The organism is Ruegeria sp. BA2, assembly GCF_056539605.1.
This window is the reverse complement of record NZ_JBQFVE010000010.1, coordinates 82,269-98,998: the sequence shown is the minus strand read 5'-3', so window position 1 is coordinate 98,998 and position 16,730 is coordinate 82,269. Positions and strand designations below refer to the sequence as shown.

17 protein-coding genes are annotated in these 16,730 nt (G+C 56.6%); 10 read left to right on the top strand and 7 right to left on the bottom strand.

Translation table 11 applies throughout. The features are described 5' to 3' along the window. Positions 1-48 precede the first annotated feature (48 nt). The gene (locus tag ACR0NN_RS18700) at positions 49-582 is read left to right on the top strand and encodes a hypothetical protein (RefSeq protein ID WP_170725180.1); all 534 of its coding nucleotides are present in this window, start codon (positions 49-51) and stop codon (positions 580-582) included. On the opposite strand, the gene pncA is transcribed toward ACR0NN_RS18700, so the two are convergent. Continuing rightward, positions 583-1,176 carry a bifunctional nicotinamidase/pyrazinamidase gene (gene pncA / locus ACR0NN_RS18695; RefSeq protein ID WP_170725181.1) on the bottom strand — a complete coding sequence of 198 codons (594 nt, stop codon included), beginning with the start codon at positions 1,174-1,176 and terminating at the stop codon, positions 583-585. Positions 1,177-1,272: 96 nt separating this feature from the next. On the opposite strand from pncA, the gene trhO reads away from it, so the two are divergent. Both trhO and ACR0NN_RS18685 read left to right on the top strand, forming a co-directional pair. Beyond that, positions 1,273-2,178 (top strand): oxygen-dependent tRNA uridine(34) hydroxylase TrhO, encoded by a 906-nt coding sequence (gene trhO, locus ACR0NN_RS18690; protein ID WP_170725182.1) that lies wholly within the window; start codon positions 1,273-1,275, stop codon positions 2,176-2,178. Between the two features lie 64 nt (positions 2,179-2,242). Beyond that, on the top strand, positions 2,243-2,743 hold the full coding sequence (locus tag ACR0NN_RS18685; protein ID WP_170684331.1) for a potassium channel family protein: 501 nt from the start codon (positions 2,243-2,245) through the stop codon (positions 2,741-2,743). Positions 2,744-2,749: 6 nt separating this feature from the next. On the opposite strand, the gene ACR0NN_RS18680 is transcribed toward ACR0NN_RS18685, so the two are convergent. Next, positions 2,750-3,079 carry a hypothetical protein gene (locus ACR0NN_RS18680; RefSeq protein WP_170725183.1) on the bottom strand — a complete coding sequence of 110 codons (330 nt, stop codon included), beginning with the start codon at positions 3,077-3,079 and terminating at the stop codon, positions 2,750-2,752. 189 nt (positions 3,080-3,268) lie between these two features. Here ACR0NN_RS18680 and betB point away from each other — a divergent pair, with 189 nt between their 5' ends. From betB to ACR0NN_RS18665, 3 genes are all read left to right on the top strand, one after another. Continuing rightward, a complete protein-coding gene (betB, locus tag ACR0NN_RS18675; RefSeq protein WP_480685284.1) occupies positions 3,269-4,723 on the top strand; it encodes a betaine-aldehyde dehydrogenase in 1,455 nt (484 codons plus the stop codon). 118 nt (positions 4,724-4,841) lie between these two features. Continuing rightward, a complete protein-coding gene (locus ACR0NN_RS18670) occupies positions 4,842-7,283 on the top strand; it encodes a GcvT family protein (protein ID WP_480685282.1) in 2,442 nt (813 codons plus the stop codon). Further along, a complete protein-coding gene (locus ACR0NN_RS18665) occupies positions 7,280-8,632 on the top strand; it encodes an MmgE/PrpD family protein (protein ID WP_170725186.1) in 1,353 nt (450 codons plus the stop codon). The genes ACR0NN_RS18670 and ACR0NN_RS18665 overlap by 4 nt, the downstream gene beginning before the upstream one ends. A gap of 90 nt (positions 8,633-8,722) precedes the next feature. On the opposite strand, the gene ACR0NN_RS18660 is transcribed toward ACR0NN_RS18665, so the two are convergent. Genes ACR0NN_RS18660 through ACR0NN_RS18640 form a run of 5 tightly spaced genes read right to left on the bottom strand, consistent with a single transcriptional unit; the run spans position 8,723 to position 13,419 of the window. Beyond that, positions 8,723-10,885, bottom strand: coding sequence for a hypothetical protein (locus ACR0NN_RS18660; protein ID WP_170725187.1), 2,163 nt, complete (start codon positions 10,883-10,885; stop codon positions 8,723-8,725). Beyond that, positions 10,882-11,751: a flagellar motor stator protein MotA gene (gene motA / locus ACR0NN_RS18655; RefSeq protein ID WP_170725188.1), complete on the bottom strand. Its 870-nt coding sequence runs from the start codon at positions 11,749-11,751 to the stop codon at positions 10,882-10,884. Before motA ends, ACR0NN_RS18660 begins: the two co-directional genes overlap by 4 nt. Before the next feature lie 46 nt (positions 11,752-11,797). Further along, the gene (locus tag ACR0NN_RS18650; protein WP_170725189.1) at positions 11,798-12,391 is read right to left on the bottom strand and encodes a MotE family protein; all 594 of its coding nucleotides are present in this window, start codon (positions 12,389-12,391) and stop codon (positions 11,798-11,800) included. Continuing rightward, the gene (locus tag ACR0NN_RS18645) at positions 12,388-12,912 is read right to left on the bottom strand and encodes a hypothetical protein (RefSeq protein ID WP_170725190.1); all 525 of its coding nucleotides are present in this window, start codon (positions 12,910-12,912) and stop codon (positions 12,388-12,390) included. The genes ACR0NN_RS18650 and ACR0NN_RS18645 overlap by 4 nt, the downstream gene beginning before the upstream one ends. Positions 12,913-12,921: 9 nt before the next feature. Beyond that, positions 12,922-13,419: a flagellar basal body-associated FliL family protein gene (locus ACR0NN_RS18640; protein ID WP_170725191.1), complete on the bottom strand. Its 498-nt coding sequence runs from the start codon at positions 13,417-13,419 to the stop codon at positions 12,922-12,924. A gap of 119 nt (positions 13,420-13,538) precedes the next feature. On the opposite strand from ACR0NN_RS18640, the gene fliF reads away from it, so the two are divergent. From fliF to fliP, 4 genes are read left to right on the top strand one after another with little or no spacing between them, the layout of a single operon-like run. Further along, on the top strand, positions 13,539-15,128 hold the full coding sequence (gene fliF / locus ACR0NN_RS18635; RefSeq protein ID WP_170725192.1) for a flagellar basal-body MS-ring/collar protein FliF: 1,590 nt from the start codon (positions 13,539-13,541) through the stop codon (positions 15,126-15,128). Beyond that, positions 15,128-15,724 (top strand): ABC transporter ATP-binding protein, encoded by a 597-nt coding sequence (locus ACR0NN_RS18630; RefSeq protein WP_170725193.1) that lies wholly within the window; start codon positions 15,128-15,130, stop codon positions 15,722-15,724. Before fliF ends, ACR0NN_RS18630 begins: the two co-directional genes overlap by 1 nt. Then, positions 15,717-16,004, top strand: a complete 288-nt coding sequence (locus ACR0NN_RS18625; protein WP_170684319.1) for a FliM/FliN family flagellar motor C-terminal domain-containing protein — start codon at positions 15,717-15,719, stop codon at positions 16,002-16,004. Before ACR0NN_RS18630 ends, ACR0NN_RS18625 begins: the two co-directional genes overlap by 8 nt. Further along, positions 16,001-16,729, top strand: a complete 729-nt coding sequence (fliP, locus tag ACR0NN_RS18620; RefSeq protein WP_170725194.1) for a flagellar type III secretion system pore protein FliP — start codon at positions 16,001-16,003, stop codon at positions 16,727-16,729. Before ACR0NN_RS18625 ends, fliP begins: the two co-directional genes overlap by 4 nt. The last annotated feature ends 1 nt before the right edge of the window (position 16,730 follow it).

Below are 16,730 nucleotides of genomic sequence, written 5' to 3'. Positions count from 1 at the left end.
CACGCTTTAGTGAGGGGTGGGGATGGAAATGAAGGTTGTAGTTAGTGTATGAGTCTCGAGTACGATTTTGACATTGTTGCCATAGCTCCGGATGAGGTTGATCCCGAGCATGGCCATACAGCGATAACAGGACGGCCCCCAGTGCGGGCGCAGTTCAGGGATATCAAGACAGCGGACGCCTTGCGCGCTGCGTCACCCAAGATTCGCAGGATTTTTTTGGAATCCGGCTTTAGCTTGTATGGGGCAGATGGGCATTTGGCGCGTGGCTATTACAGGCCGGAAGATACCCATGATCGCATTGCGATTCTGAAGCGTCTTTTTGCAAATGTACGGAACATGGGTGTTCAGGGTGAGTACAGTGGGGAATTCGACTTCCATCACTTTCTGGCCCATATCAGAAACGCAAAGCCGGGTTCCGTGAAACGGTCGGTACCAGATCGGCCTTTGCAACCACCGCGCCCTAGACCCGAGCGATCAACGCGTCGCTCTGCAACCGGTCGTATCGGGTTCGCGCTGGGGCTGGCCGCCATCTTATATGTTCTGTTTAGGCTGCTTGCGGCCCATGGCGCCTCTTTGGGTTAATCAATCCAATTGAACATCTGCATCACGCATGGCCTGCTCTCCTGCGGCCAAAGAACCGTCCATATCGATGGCACGGCACAGTTCGGTTTTGACGGTAACCTCAAAGCCAAGCCGTGCCGCATCAACGGCCGAATAATGCACGCAGAAATCCGTCGCCAGCCCAACCATGGTCAGCTGCGTGATCCCACGTGTCTCAAGATATCCCTTTAGACCGGTTACTGTGGAATGATCATTTTCGAAGAAAGCAGAGTAGCTGTCGATGGCGCTGCGAAAGCCTTTGCGGATGATAAGATCACCATCGGTACGCAAATCAGGATGAAAGGCCGCCCCCTTGCTGCCCTGCACACAATGATCTGGCCACAACACCTGTGCGCCGTAGGGCATGTCGATTAACTCGAACGGGGATTTGCCGGGGTGTGAGCTTGCGAATGAGGAATGGCCTGCAGGATGCCAGTCTTGCGTCAGGATCACTGCGTCGAATCCATCCATGATCGCGTTGATCGGAGCAACGATTTCATCCCCTCCTGCGACGGCAAGCGCGCCTCCGGGGCAGAAATCATTCTGAACATCGATAACGATCAGCGCGTGGGCCATGTCGGTCTCCTTCTCTTACGATATCGGTATGGCGCGCAGCGGGTGTCGTCAATGCAGTCTCTTGTGTGTTTTCACCAAGGGCATTAGATCGCGCACATGTACACTATTGCTGCTCTCTATCATTTCACGCGTTTCTCTGACCCTGATGCGTTGCGCCCAGCCTTGCAAGAGCTTTGCCGTGCTCAATCGGTCAAGGGGACCCTTCTGCTGGCGCAGGAGGGGATCAATGGCACAATTGCAGGCCCTCGGGACGGGATCGATGCGGTGTTGGCGCATATTCAAGCCTTGCCGGGATGCGCTGATTTGGAGTGGAAAGAGGCGAAGTCAGACCATCCGCCTTTTGGCAAGATGAAGGTCCGATTGAAGAAAGAGATCGTCACAATGGGTCAGCCCGATGTCGATCCGCGCGCCAATGTTGGCAACTATGTCGAACCTAAGGACTGGAATGATCTGATCCGCTCGGACGATGTGGTGGTGATCGACACGCGCAACGATTATGAGGTGGCGATTGGCACATTTGAGGGCGCAATCGACCCTAACACAGCAAGTTTTCGCGATTTCCCCGCTTGGTGGGAAGAAAACAAGGATCGGTTTCACAACAAGCGCGTGGCTATGTTCTGCACTGGCGGAATACGTTGTGAGAAATCCACCAACTACCTGCTGGGGCAAGGGGTTGAGGATGTCTATCATCTGAAAGGCGGTATCTTGCGATATCTCGAAGAAATGCCGCCCGAAGACAGCAGCTGGCAAGGCGATTGCTTTGTCTTCGACAACCGCGTCTCAGTGGGGCATGGGCTGGTCGAAGGCCCACACAAGCTGTGCCACGGGTGCCGCCGTCCCATCCTGCCCGAAGATGTGAAACGCCCCGAGTACGAGCATGGTGTGTCGTGCCACCGATGTGTCGATGAGACCTCCGAACAGGACAAGGCGCGATTCCGCGAGCGGCAGAAACAGATCAAACTGGCCCGCGCACGGGGTGAAGAGCATCTGGGGTCCGACTGATTTCAGCTTGCAGGTCGCACTGGAAATCGGATGATGAAGCTCAGGCCTGACAGACGGAGCGCCCATGACCCATGAACCCAGAACTCTGGAAGAATGGAAATCCACCCTGCTGGCGGCGTTTGGGCTGGTTCTGGCCAGTTTCCTTGCTTGGTATGGCCTGTCGCGCCTGAATGAGACGGCAGCAGGTGATACGATCGGGACGATTGCATCGATCGGTCTGGTCATCTGGATGGTGTCGCAATCTTACTACTACCTGACACAGGTGAAATCCCCGCGCAAAATACTGTTCCTGATGGGGGTGTCCTTCATTCAAGTCGTGCCCTTCCTATTTGCCGCCGTCTACGGGGCCTTCGGGTACGCGGATCGCTGTGTTGTCGGTGCCAAAGGACCGGCGGATATCCTGTATTTCTCATATGTCACCTTCACCACGGTTGGATATGGCGACATGTCTCCGATCGGGCTGTGCCGCGGCCTGGCCGTGGCCGAGGCTGTGACGGGCTATATTCTGTTGGGCATGTTTGTTGCCGCTGCCGTTGCGCTTTATTCACGCAACCACAGCAAGTAGAGCGACCTATTTGTTCTGATCGATCCAGCGCGACATCATCTGCTTGTCGCGGAAACACTCGGACGGGATTGGGCGGCGTTTGCTGCGCGAGATACGCTCGGCAAAGGCAACCTGCTTTCCGGTCGGATAATTTGCAAACGGCGACGGGTCATGCGGTTTATGCACCGATATCCAATCTGACAGGGATTTACGATCGCGCTGCGCTTCGACCGGAATCTCAAGTGCTGATTGCCGCGCGATAGCTCGGGCAAAGCGCATCTGCCGGTCTGTCACGGGCAATAGGTGATAATCATTTGACGGGCCGCCAAGGGCGGAATTTCGCATGTTCTGGGCCATCGGGTAATCCTCTGACTATGTAGAACATAAATAGAACATTAACCTTTTATTTCAAGAATTGGCTGTTAAATCTCGGCGAGAACATGCCAATCCTGTAGTTTATTGACTGATCAGTTAATAATATATAACCGAGTCCGCGACGCATGAGATTCCTTTTTTCCAGAGGGATCGAACAAAAAGGGAATCGGCATGAAGTTTCAGCCCAAGGCCAGCCATTTCATCAACGGTGAGTATGTCGAAGATACAAATGGTGCACCCATCGATGTCATCTATCCAGCCACCGGCGAAGTCATCGCGCGGCTGCATTCTGCGACGCCTGAGATCCTGGAACAGGCTCTAAACAGTGCAAAATCGGCCCAAGCAGACTGGGCTGCCATGTCAGGCACCGAACGGGGCAGGGTGTTACGGCGTGCTGCCGACATCATGCGGGATCGCAATCGTGACCTCTCGATCCTGGAAACTCATGACACGGGCAAGCCTCTGCAAGAGACATTGGTGGCTGACGCGACCAGTGGTGCCGATGCGCTGGAGTATTTTGGCGGTCTGGCCGGGTCGTTGACCGGTGAACACATACCGTTGGGTGGCGGAGATTTCGTGTATACCATTCGCGAGGCTTTGGGTGTCTGCGTTGGTATTGGGGCTTGGAACTATCCGACACAGATCGCGTGCTGGAAAGGCGCCCCGGCGCTGGCTTGCGGAAACACAATGGTTTTCAAACCGTCCGAAACGACGCCTTTATCCGCATTGCAGGTGGCAGAGATTCTGGTCGAAGCGGGCGCACCCAAAGGGGTCTACAACGTTGTGCAAGGCTACGGTGATGTCGGGGCTAAACTGGTCACCGACCCGCGCGTTGCCAAAGTCTCACTGACCGGGTCGGTCCCGACTGGGCGCAAAGTCTATGCGGCGGCGGCTGACAGCATGAAACACGTCACCATGGAATTGGGCGGCAAGTCCCCGATGATCGTGTTTGACGACGCAGATATCGAGAACGCCGTATCCGGCGCGATCCTGGGCAATTTCTATTCCTCTGGGCAGGTCTGTTCCAACGGTACCCGTGTGTTTGTGCAAAAAGGTATAAAGGAAGCATTCCTTACGCGCCTGACCGAACGCCTTGCCACTGCAAAAATTGGTGATCCGCTTGATGAAGAGGTCAACTTTGGCCCGATGGTCAGCGAAAACCAGATGAATATCGCCCTAAGCTATGTCGAAAAAGGCAAGGCCGAGGGCGCGCGGTTGGTCTATGGCGGTGAACGGGCTGCAGGCGATGGATTCTATATGCTTCCCACAGTCTTTGCTGACGTCACCGACGAGATGGCAATCGCCCGAGAAGAGATTTTTGGCCCCGTCATGTCAGTTCTTGATTTTGACACCGAAGAAGAGGTGATGGCCCGTGCCAATGACACTGAGTTCGGTCTGGCGGCTGGAGTTTTCACCAATGATCTGACCCGCGCCCATCGCATCGTGGCAGGATTCGAAGCGGGAACTTGTTATATAAACACCTATAATCTCGCCCCCGTCGAAGCGCCGTTCGGCGGGTCCAAGATGTCGGGAGTTGGACGCGAAAACTCGAAACTGGCGATCAATCACTTCAGCGAGGTGAAAACAGTGTATGTCTCGATGAATGATGTTGAGGCGCCCTATTGATCAAAACCGATCAAGCAGGTTCTGTTTCCGACATTTCGCGTCGGGAACAGAGCATAACCTGACATCCACCTGTGGCTGACTTTCCTGCAAGCGCCAAGACCGCAAACAGGAGTTCACCATGAAAACGCATGCTCAGGCCGTAGTTATTGGGGGCGGTCTTGTTGGCTGCTCGATATTGTATCATCTGGCCAAGCTGGGCTGGCGTGATGTGGTGTTGCTTGAACGCGATGAGCTGACGTCGGGTTCAACCTGGCATGCTGCGGCGAATATCCACGGGCTGCATGACAACAACAACATCACCCGCATCCAGCACTATACAATGAATTTGTACAAAGAGCTTGAGGCCTCGACCGGCCAAGGCTGCGGCGTGTTCCAACCCGGTTCGCTGTATCTGGCGCAGACAGAAGACCGTGAACATCAGCTCCGCCTGCAAGAAGCGAAGGCGCGGTTCTATGGTCTGAACTTCCATGAGATTAGCCGCGAAGAGGCCAAAGAGCTGCACCCTCTGGCGCAGTTCGACGATATTCGCTGCATCATGTACGAACCCGATGGCGGCAATGTCGATCCCTCGGGCGTGACTCATGCCTATGCCGCTGGTGCCCGCGCGATGGGGGCCACGATTGAACGGTTTTGCCCCGTAATAGGGACTGAACAGCAACCAGATGGGTCCTGGATCGTGCGCACCGAAAAAGGTGTCATCCACACCCAATGGGTGGTGAACGCAGGCGGTCTGTGGGGGCGTGAAGTTGCGGCGATGGCCGGGATTGAATTGCCGTTGCAGCCGACCGAGCATCAGTATTTTGTCACCGAAACCATTGACGAGGTCGCCAATCTGGACCGCCGTCTGCCCTCGATCGCCGACCGGGATGGCGAGTATTACTTCCGGCAGGAAGGCAATGGTCTGCTCATCGGTGCCTATGAGAAGGACATGAAATTCTGGGCCGAAAACGGCACCCCGCTGGATTTTGCGCATGACCTGTTCCCTGACGATCTGGACCGGATCATGGAAAACGTCATCCGCGCAACCGAACGCGTACCCGTTGCCGCCACGGCGGGCGTTAAACGGGTGATCAACGGGCCGATGATCTGGTCACCCGATAGCAACGCGATCTGGGGTCCGGTGCCCGAGTTGCAGAACTATTTCTGTTGCACCGGCATCATTCCCGGTTTCTCGCAATCGGGCGGGCTGGGCCTGTTGTCGGCGCAATGGATGATTGAGGGTGAGCCGCAATATGACATGTTCGCCTGGGATCTGGCCCGGTTTGGTGACTGGGCCGACAAGGCCTTTACCAAAGCGCGGGTCGAAGATGTCTATACCCATCGCTTCGCCATCCATTTCCCCAACGAAGAACGCAGCGCCGGACGCCCGGCCCGGGTGCGCCCCGCCTACGAGATGCAAAAGGATTTGGGCTGTGTCTTTGGCCTGAACTGCGGCTGGGAACATCCCTTGTGGTTCGCGGACCAGCCCGGCGCACGGGAAACCAATGGGTTCACGCGCCAAAACTGGTGGGAACCCGTGGGCCGCGAAGCGCAGATGCTGCGCGATCATGTCGGTGTCATCGATATCTCGAACTTCGCCAATTATGTGATCAAGGGGCCGGGTGCCCATGACTGGCTGGATGCCCTTGTCGCCAACCGGGTCCCAACCGAGGTTGGCCGGTCCTGTCTGACGCCGCTTATCTCGGTGCGTGGTGGTGTGGCAGGTGACTTCACCATCACAAAGGTTGCCGATGAGGAATACATGATGATCGGTTCGGGCATGGCCGAGCGGTATCATCAGCGCTTTTTCAACATGATCGAACTGCCCGAAGGCACCACGTTCGAGGTCGCTACCGATCGCATTGCAGGCTTCAACGTGGCCGGGCCCAAAGCGCGCGACCTGCTGCAGCGGCTGACCAACGCGGATCTGTCGAATGAAGCCTTCCGCTTTATGCGTTCACGTCGCATCGAGGTGGCCGGTATCGCCTGTCTGGCCATCCGCGTCAGCTTTACCGGCGATCTGGGTTGGGAATTACACTGTGCGGAATCCGATCAAATCAGGCTCAATTCCGCACTTCTCGAAGCCGCCAAAGACCTGAACGGCGGCCCGGTGGGGGGCCGCGCGCTGGGATCGTTGCGTATCGAAAAGGGCTATGGGTCCTGGGGGCGGGAATATTCTCAGGAATACTGGCCGCAAGAGGTTGGCCTGGCAGGTTTGATCAAGCTGGATAAAGATTTCCTGCACAAGGATGCCTACCTAGCAGTCAAAGACAACGCTCCGCGCGAAGTTTTGTGTGTCTTTGAGGTCGAAGCCTCAACTGCAGATGCCACCGGAGGTGAGCCAATCTTTACCCCCGATGGCACCCCTGTTGGCCGTGTAACATCTGGCGCATATGGCTATTCGGTCGGCAAATCCCTGGCCCTCGGCTATGCAAACCCAAGTGCGGCAAAACCGGGCGACACTGTCGAGATATTCATCCTCGGTGCCCCCCACAAAGCCCGCATCCTCACAGAGCCCCCATTCGATCCAAAGGGGCAGAAACTTAGGGGTGAAATACCTGCGATAGAGCCTGCACAATGACGAACACATTTGGCCGGGTCAGTGATTTTATACTGACCCGTACGGCCGAAGAGATACCTGTATCTGCAAAGGAAACGGCGGCGTTGTTGCTGCTTGACACGCTCGGTGTTCTGATCGCGGCTGGTCCGATGCAGGCCGGGGTCATAGCGCGTGACACTGCGACATTGCTCTATGCAAGTTCAGACCCTGATTTCAGCGCGCGGATGCTGTTTGATGGCCGCTGTGCCAGTCTGGCCGGTGCGGCCTATGCCACTGCGACGCAGACTGACAATCTGGATGCGCATGATGGCTTTAATCCGGTCAAGGGGCATATCGGGGTCGCCGTGGTTCCCGCGCTTGCTGCGCTGGCGGAACGATCGCCCGAGTTAACAGGTCCGGACGCACTTGCAGCGCTGATCGTTGGGTATGAAATCGCCGGTCGGGCAGGGCTTTCTTTGCATGCCACCGTCACCGATTATCATACGTCCGGGGCGTGGAATGCGTTAGGCGTGGCTGCCATGGCGGCGCGCCTGCGCGGTCATTCACCCGAACAGCTCCGCCAGGGGTTAGGGATCGCCGAATTCCATGGGCCGCGCAGTCAGATGATGCGCGAGATCGCGACCCCCACCATGTTGCATGACGGCTCTGGCTGGGGTGCCTTGGTTGGTCTGTCGTCGGCCGTTTTGGCCGAACGCGGATTTACCGGCGCCCCCGCCATCACGATCGAGGCCGCCGAGGTGACACCGCATTGGGCTGATCTGGGCAGTGTTTGGCAGGTCGAGCAGCAATATATCAAACCCTATCCGATCTGCCGTTGGGCCCACGCCGCAATTGATGGCGTTCGGGTGCTGATGCAGCAACATGGTTTGTCGCACCAGCAGATCGAACGCATCCGTATCAACAGCTTTCATGAGGCGACCTGTTTGTTTGCGGGCCACCCGGAGACCACGTCACAAGCGCAATACTCCCTGCCATTCGCCGCAGCCGCTCAAGCGGTACATGGTCGCATTGGGGTTGAACAAATCTCGGGGGCAGGTCTGTCAGATCCCGACGTAGCAAGGGTGATGTCAAGGATTACCGTCACCGAAAGCCCGCGCCATTCGGCTCGGTTCCCTGACGGAAGATGGGCGGATGTGGTGATCGAAACCTCAGATGGAACCGTCTATGACTCTGGCGACCTGAACGCACGTGGTGGTCCCGAGGACCCGCTGAGTCGTCAAGAGATTATCGACAAGTTCACTGAATTTGCAGCCCCGGTCTTGGGATCATCACGGGCAGATCAGATCTGTCAATTCATTCTAGAGCTACCTCAGGTGACGTCGCGCTTTTCCGGCTTGGCCGAACTTATCTACGATCCACCCGAAGGCTGACGAAGTAGTTGCCAAATTCTCTTGATTAGACCCGATTAAGGGGCGACCGCTCGTCTGCGTGTACCTCGAGTGCAATAGATTGAAAATGAACTAACCCTCTGGGATTTGGGTCGTTGGATGAGCCTGCACCTTCTCAAGCATTTCAGTGATCTGTTCGCGCGCCATAGCACTGTCTTGCAACAGCGTTGCCGCGTCCGATAACGGCTTGTCCGGCTGCCGCTCTATCGGGTTGGTCAGAGACATTCTGATCCGTGTCAGATCGGCGAAGACATTTGTTCCAACGCTTTCCTCGTTGTCCGCACCGGCCAGCCAGGAATAGCGGTCCGCCGCATCGGTCTCGCCAATTTCACGAAGCGCATGCGCGGCCGCTTCGAAATCCCCAGCCTTTTCCATAGCTTGGGCACGCAGCTCATGCGCACTGTCTGACGCATCTTCCTCGATTTCCAGCAGAGCCTTATGCGGGCGACCATTCAAAAGCGCAGCGCGCGCTCGAACCTGTGCACGATCAAACTTTTGCCCTCGATCCTGAGGGCGATTTGACAACGCATAGGCCTGCGCAGGAAATCCCAAATCGACCAATCGTTCTGCCGCAGCGACGACAGTCCCGAGCGTGAGTGCATTTCGCTGCTTGTCAGTCATCGCGAAAACATGTCGCAGGAAGGTGATGTCATCTGCCCGCTCGGCAAGCAGCTGGTGCACTTGATCACCTGTTCTGTGCCATTCGCGGGATTTTGGAGCGGCCTTAAGGCCATCCATGGCACCAGCAAAATCATTTGACAAAGCCATAGCCAGCGTGTGCGCTTGCGCCATCATTGGGCCAAGATCAGCTTTCCGAAGCTCACGGGCATAGCTCGCGATTAGGTCAAGCTCTTTGGGTGATACCGCCCCTCGATCTGACCAGCGTTTCTCGATCAAGCGGGCCAAGGCCAGTGGTGCCTCGGTTGCGGCGCTGGAATCGGAAACAACTTCGCCTAACAGCGATTCAGCGGTGTCGGTGTCGCCTTGTGCATCCGCGATTTTGGCTTTCGTCAGCGTTATGTCGGCAGGCTTTACTTCGAGCACTCGTTCTACTGCGCGCAATACGCGGCGTGATGCTTCGAGATGGTTCGCGGAAACAAGAATCTCTGCCAAGTCCGGGCCCAAATTCTGCCGAAGATGCTGCGGAAGCCGCCCAAAGCTGCGTTCAATCGCCTTCACATCGGCATCCGAATCCAGTTCTCCGGTGCTTAAAAGCGCCCAGAGCCCGGCGCTTCCTTCGCAGCGTTGCAGCTCTTCGAAGGGGTTAGGCGTTGGGGTGGGCAAATTGTCCATAACAGATGCAATGATCGCTAGCCTGCTCTGTTCACTCGTGGAGTCCGATTGCAGCGACAGCGCTTGGAGCGCTTCGGCGCCAAATCCGAAATATGTGTAGAGCTTTGCCAGATCCATTGCGAGTGCTTGGTCAAGCCGATCGAATTCCTGAAACAGCCCAATCCGCAAATCTGCTACGCCCATAGAAAACGGCCCAGTGCCCGACCATGCGTCGAATGCCAATTCGCTATCGGTGATACATTCAGGTTTGTCGTCGATCTGCGGGATTGCCAGATGAGCCAGCCCTGAAACGTCATCGAGAACCGATGATACGCGCAGATTTGATATCGGTTGCTCTGATGATCGCAACGGCCCAAATTCGGTTGAGTGCCTGCGCCCTACGCCTGCAAGATGAAGGTCTATGACTTCTCGATCTGCGCTTTGCAGGATACGCGATATTAGCTGCTGTTCGAAATCTCGTTGATCCAGATCCAACAAAGGTAGCGCCAGTGCAGCGGCGGGGACTTCGGCAAAAGCAGTCTCTGCGGCTGATTTTTTCTCAACAGACGGCGATGCAAATGGCGTCGGCGTGTCACTTGCAGGTGGTGGCTTGCCTGGGCCGATATCTATCACCACCATGGTTTGCCTGTGTAGAAATGCCGTGGCCACGCATTCACATCCGAATGTCATGTCCAGCGCAGCTCCCGGTTCGGATTGACCCAGCGATTGAAGCCTGCCGCCCGACAGCCGATTGAAAACCGACGTGGTGTCGAACGAGACGTTATCTATTGCGACACGAAGTTGAGCGCCATTCGGACCTTGATCCAGAGCCCATTCTGTACCTGCAGGCACCTGCACCACCAGACGTGTATATCCATCATGTTCGCCCGAACGCACGCGCAAGCTTTGTGCGGAAACGCCGGTGCCAATGGCAAACAAGACCAATGTTAGTAAGCGGATCATGCTGCGGCCTGTTTGATTTCCTTCAGTGCCTCTTCAAGCTCGGAAAAGCCCGGGCGATTGTGCGTTGGAGTGTTCTGACGGCCCACTTCGATGCACATCGCCGCATTGTGGTTGTGCAGGTTCGCCACCAGAACCTCTTTGATGAGCTGATAAAAATGGTTGTCCTCCTCGACCACGGTTTTCAGCTTGCCCGCGAAGGGCCCGACCAGCCCGTAGGCGAGGAAAACGCCCAGAAATGTGCCAACCAGCGCGCCGCCGATCAGTTTCCCCAGAACTTCCGGAGGCTGGTCGATCGAGCCCATGGTCTTGATCACCCCCAGAACGGCGGCCACAATCCCGAGGGCTGGCAATCCATCCGCAACAGTTTGCAGCGCGTGGCTTGAGTGCATGGCGTGGTGGAAATTGGCCTCCATCCGCTTTTCCAGAACCTCTTCGACCTGATGCGGATCGTCATAATTCATCGCCGCCGACCGCATAGTGTCGCAGATCAGATCCACCGCCTCTTTATCGGCTTGAATCTTGGGGTAACTGGAAAAGAGCGTCGAGTTTTCCGGCTCTTCAATGTGTTGCTCAACTTCGACCGGATTTGCACGCGCGATTCTGATCAATGAAAACAGCAGGCACAGCAGATCGCGATAATCTTCGGGCTTCCACTTCGGCCCCTTGAACACCTTGGCGATATCCTTGGCAGTATGTTTGATACCACCCATATCATTGCTGATCAGGAACGCGCCGACGGCTGCCCCTCCGATCATCATCATCTCAAAAGGCAGTGATTTCATGATGATGGTCATCTTGCCACCGGCGGCCAGATAGCCACCGAACACCATGACAAATATGACTGCAATTCCGATGATTCCGATCATGAAAAATCTCCGGTGTTAGGGTTGCATTGCTGATCACGCATCGGCTTTATTCCTGCGGTGCACGGGCGTTGCGCCCGGCCATGATCACGCTGATCGTATAGGCGGCTTGGGGGCTGAGACCGGCCATCACGTTGGCGGCGGCGTCGGGCGGCATACGGGATAGAAAACCAGCCGCAAATACAGCGTCCATCGTCTCGAACAAAGCGGCGGCATCCTTGGGTTTCATGCTCTGATAAACGTCGGTCAGTTGCGTCAGATCGGTTTCGGCGGCCTTTTCGGCAATCGCCACCGTTTCGCGCAGGGCTTCTTCGGCCTCTTGCAACATGATCAGACGGGTTTCGATAGCCTCATCCGCGATGTCCAAAGCCCGCTCTCGGTCGATTATCGTATTCTCGCGCCGGTTCAGTTCGTCCTCACGACGCAGCAATTCTGTCAGCAAAACTTGCAGATCGGCTGCGCTGGCCTCTGGATTCTCAGCGCCGTCCAAGGCGGTCATTTCGGGATCGGCCCCACGCGCCAGAGCTGGACCGGCTTCAAGCCCGATCCGAATGACTGCAGAGCCGACCATCAGCAATGAGATAACCGTCAGAACACCCCCGCGCGTGCGTTGGGCTGGCGCTCTGGTTTTGCTTCGGATCATTGCGCCGCTCCGCCTGATGTTGCGGCGTGTCGAAAGAACATGAGCCCTTCGGGTTTTTTTTCCGCTGGCTCGGGTGTGTCCTCTGCGGCCTCAGCAGGCGGATCGGATTCTTCATTGGGCGTTTCGATTGCCGGTTCAGGCGTGTGCTTTGGCGTGTCCGAAACCTCATCCGCCCTGTCTTCATCAGGCTTTTCAAGCGGGTGTTCCTCAGGCGTTTCGGGTTCTGACGGATCGTCTTGCACAACATCATGCATCGAAGCCATCATCAGCTCCAATCGCTGTGCAACGATTTCCGCCCGTTCGGTCAATGCCTGCAACGCGACCCCCGAATCGTCAGAAGCCTGGCGCGCGCTATCCAGAGAATTGCGTAATTCCTCGGCCTGAGTGGACAGAACAGAAACCGCACCGCCCACGCCTTTCTCCAGATCGGTAAATCGTTTCAGACGCCGCGAAAGGACGAAACAATACAACCCCGCGCCAAGCGCACCTGCAACCAGCAGAATATCGGCAATCAGCTCCACCTTCGCCTCCTAGTTCAACACAAATTCCATCACCAAAACGTCGCGTACGCGGCCTTCACCCACGACGATTTCGATGCGCCGCAGCAAGTGCCCGCGTATCCTCATCAAAGCCAAAGAGTCTTCGAGATCGGTTAATTCCACCGCCCGCAGATAGCTGTTCAGAACATCCATGATTCGGGGCTGCATCTTTTCAACCTCGGCGGCATGGCCCGCATTCACCTCAAGCTGTGCATGAAATTTCAGATGACGCGAATCATCTGTTCTGACCGAGAGAATCACCGGCGGAAGATCGACAAATTTCACATCGGGAAGGGCTGTTACAGAAATCTCGTCGCCCTTCGCTTCCGTATCTTTCGCCTTCTCGCCAACCCCAATGGGAAACAGGCCGGACGCGGTTACGAAATAGCCCCCCGCACCACCCGCGATGGCCAGAATCAGGCCAACCAACAGGCCCTTTTTCCCTGACTTCTTAGGGGCTTCTGCCTCATCTGCGGTTGCGTCGGTCATGCGGTCCTCATCTATTTGTTCGGCAACCGTCATAACCCCTCAGGGACTAACCGATTGTTAAGGGCAATCGTCCAAACAAGGGCAGAGCCGCACAGAATGTCGGTGAGTCGGAGGTGAGCGTGCAGCAGATCGGAACTGTCTGGGCAAGTTTGGACAGGCGTAAACAAATTGTCGTAGCTGGTGCGGTTGCACTGGTGTTTCTAGGTGTGCTCGCGATGTCGCGACTTGTAACAGCACCGTCGATGACCCTGCTTTATGCCGGGCTCGAAAGCGGGGCGGCTGGCGATATCGTGCGGTCATTGGATCAGCGCGGTGTTGCCTACGAAATACGTGGTGGCTCGATCTACGTCCCGGGTGCGCAACGGGATGAGCTGCGCATGACCTTGGCCAGCGAGGGCCTGCCTGCAAACGGCAATCGGGGATACGAATTGCTCGATTCCCTCAGCGGCTTTGGCACTACATCGCAGATGTTTGATGCCGCGTATTGGCGCGCAAAAGAAGGTGAACTGGCGCGTACGATCGTTGGCAGCCCGCATGTCAGCCAGGCACGGGTCCATATTGCCAATGGCTCGGCCAATCCGTTTCAACGCAGCGTGGCACCCACTGCGTCGGTTTATTTGGTGCCTTCGGGCGCGCAGATCACGGGCGATCAGGCCAAGGCGATCCGGTTTCTGGTGGCCTCAGCCATAAGTGGGCTGGCGCCGGAAAATGTCACAGTTGTAGATTCGAACGGTGCCGTGATTGGGGCGCAAGATACGGCTGTGGCTGCGGATACCGCAGATGACAAGGCGCGCCAACTGCGCGAAAAGGTCTTGAGGCTGGTTGAAGCTCGGGTCGGCACGGGTAACGCGGTGGTCGAAGTCAGCGTCGACACTGTGACCGAAACGGAATCAATTCGTGAGCGGCGTTTTGATCCAAAGGGTCGTGTTGCAATCAGCACCGATGTTGAAGAGCGATCCGATAGCGCGCGCAATCAGTCGGCAGATGTCACCGTGGCCTCGAACCTGCCTGATGGGGATGGGGCCGGCGGCGACGAATCTAACTCAAACGCCACTCAGACCCGTGAGCGGGTAAATTATGAGGTTTCCGAGACCGAGCTTGAAGTGCACCGTGCACCCGGAGCGATCAAACGCCTGACAGTTGCCGTTCTGGTCAACGGCGCGCGAACCGTGGGTGCAGATGGTGTCGAGAGTTTTGAACCCATGCCGCAACCCGAGCTGGATGCGCTTGAGGAACTTGTTGCCTCGGCGGTTGGTTTTAATGCTGAACGCGGCGATGTGATCACTCTGAAATCGCTCGATCTACCTGTGGTCGAACCACAGGGCACACTGGTATCGGCGTCGATCTGGCAGAAGATCCATTTGGATGTCATGTCGCTGATCCAGATGGTGGTTTTTGCGCTGGTCTCCCTTGTATTGGGTCTGTTTGTCATCCGTCCGATCCTGACGAAATCCGCCGTACCGGCGCTACTGCCAGCGGGCGTACCGACTGATGCCGATCCCGCCGCTTACCTCACCGGAGAAATCGCCAGCGCAGACACGCAGGACTTTGCGCCTCTCCCGGATCCGGCACAGCCGAACGTCCCAGCGCTTGCCAATACGCGCGGTGAAGATCCAGTTGACCGTTTGCGCGCCATGATCGGCGACAAGCAAGAAGAGACGGTTGAGATCCTGCGTAGCTGGCTTGAAGAAGGCGAGGAGAAGGTGTGATGTCGATCGCTCATCTCCTTGAAGATTTCACTGCTCCAGCAGCGGGTGTTGCGGTCCATCTCATGGATGAGGACGCGTTGGAAGAACAACGTCTTGCCGCGTTTGAACAAGGCTATGGCGCAGGCTGGGAGGATGCGATTCAGGCACAAGAGCAGGGCGGGGTACAGCTTAGCTCTGATCTGTCTGCAACACTGTCCGATCTGTCATTCACCTATCAGGAAGCGTTGACCCGCATGACATTGTCACTGGAGCCTATGTTCCAGAGCCTAGTTCAAGTTGTTTTGCCTGAGACCGTCGAGCGCAGCTTCGCCACGCGGATAGCCGAGCAGTTAAGCGAAATGGCTCGCGAGCAGATCGGGCAGCCGATGCAACTCACTGTCCCGGTCGGAACGGCAGAGCAGGTCGAAGCAATCTTGCCGCCTGAATTCTCGCCGCGCCCGCATGTGTCTGAGGACCTGTCCTTAGAACCTGGGCAAGCGCGTTTGCAGGTCGGAACGGCACAGCGCGAGGTGGATTGCGCCGCGCTGCTTTCGTCTATCGCTACAGCGTTTGACGCATATCTGTTTGAAGCAAAAGAGGCATTGTCAAATGAGTGACCCCCAACCCACAAAACCCGAAAGGCCCAACCCGTTTGAGGCTGTCCCGATCGAGGTCACAGTATCGGTCGGACGGGCGCGGCCGCTGATCCGTGATCTGCTGAACATGGGCGAAAATGCCGTTCTTACGCTGGATAAGCGGATCGAGGACCCTGTTGACCTCTATGTCGGGGATCAGTTGGTTGCACGCGGCCTGTTGGAAGAAATGGAAGGGGATCAGGCCGGACAACTGGCCGTGCGGCTTACTGAAATCTCGGATCTGCAAAACGGGATCGGATGATGCGCCACCTGTTCTGGCTGGCGCTGTTGCTGGCCATACCCTCCGGCGGGGCAGCGCAGGAATTGTCGCTGTCTTTGGGCGAGGGCGGATCGATCTCGGCCCGAACGATCCAACTGATCCTGCTGATCACTGTGCTGAGCCTAGCACCGGGTCTGGCGATCATGATCACCTGTTTCCCGTTCCTGATCACCGTACTGGCGATCCTGCGGCAAGGGATCGGGCTGCAGCAATCGCCACCCAACATGCTGATTGTCAGTCTGGCGCTGTTCTTGACCTACTTCATCATGGAACCCGTTTTTACCGAAGCGTGGGAGACGGGGATTCAGCCAATGTTCGAAGAAACGCTCGACGTAGAACCTGCGCTTGAGCGCGCATTAGAGCCGTTTCGCAGTTTCATGGCGGCGCGTCTGGATGCTGATACGTTTCAGGCTATGGTGGCGCTGCGCCCGGATGGCGCCGAGATGCAATTGTCGCCTCAAGCGCCACTGTCCGTTCTGATGCCTTCCTTCATGCTGTCAGAGATTGCGCGCGCTTTTCAGATCGGGTTTCTGATTTTTCTGCCATTCCTGATCATCGATCTTGTCGTTGCGGCGGTGCTGATGTCGATGGGGATGATGATGGTGCCCCCGGCAACGGTCTCATTGCCGTTCAAGCTTGCGTTCTTTGTGATCGCGGATGGTTGGGCGTTGATCGCCAGCGCACTTGTGCGCAGTTATGTGCCCTGAC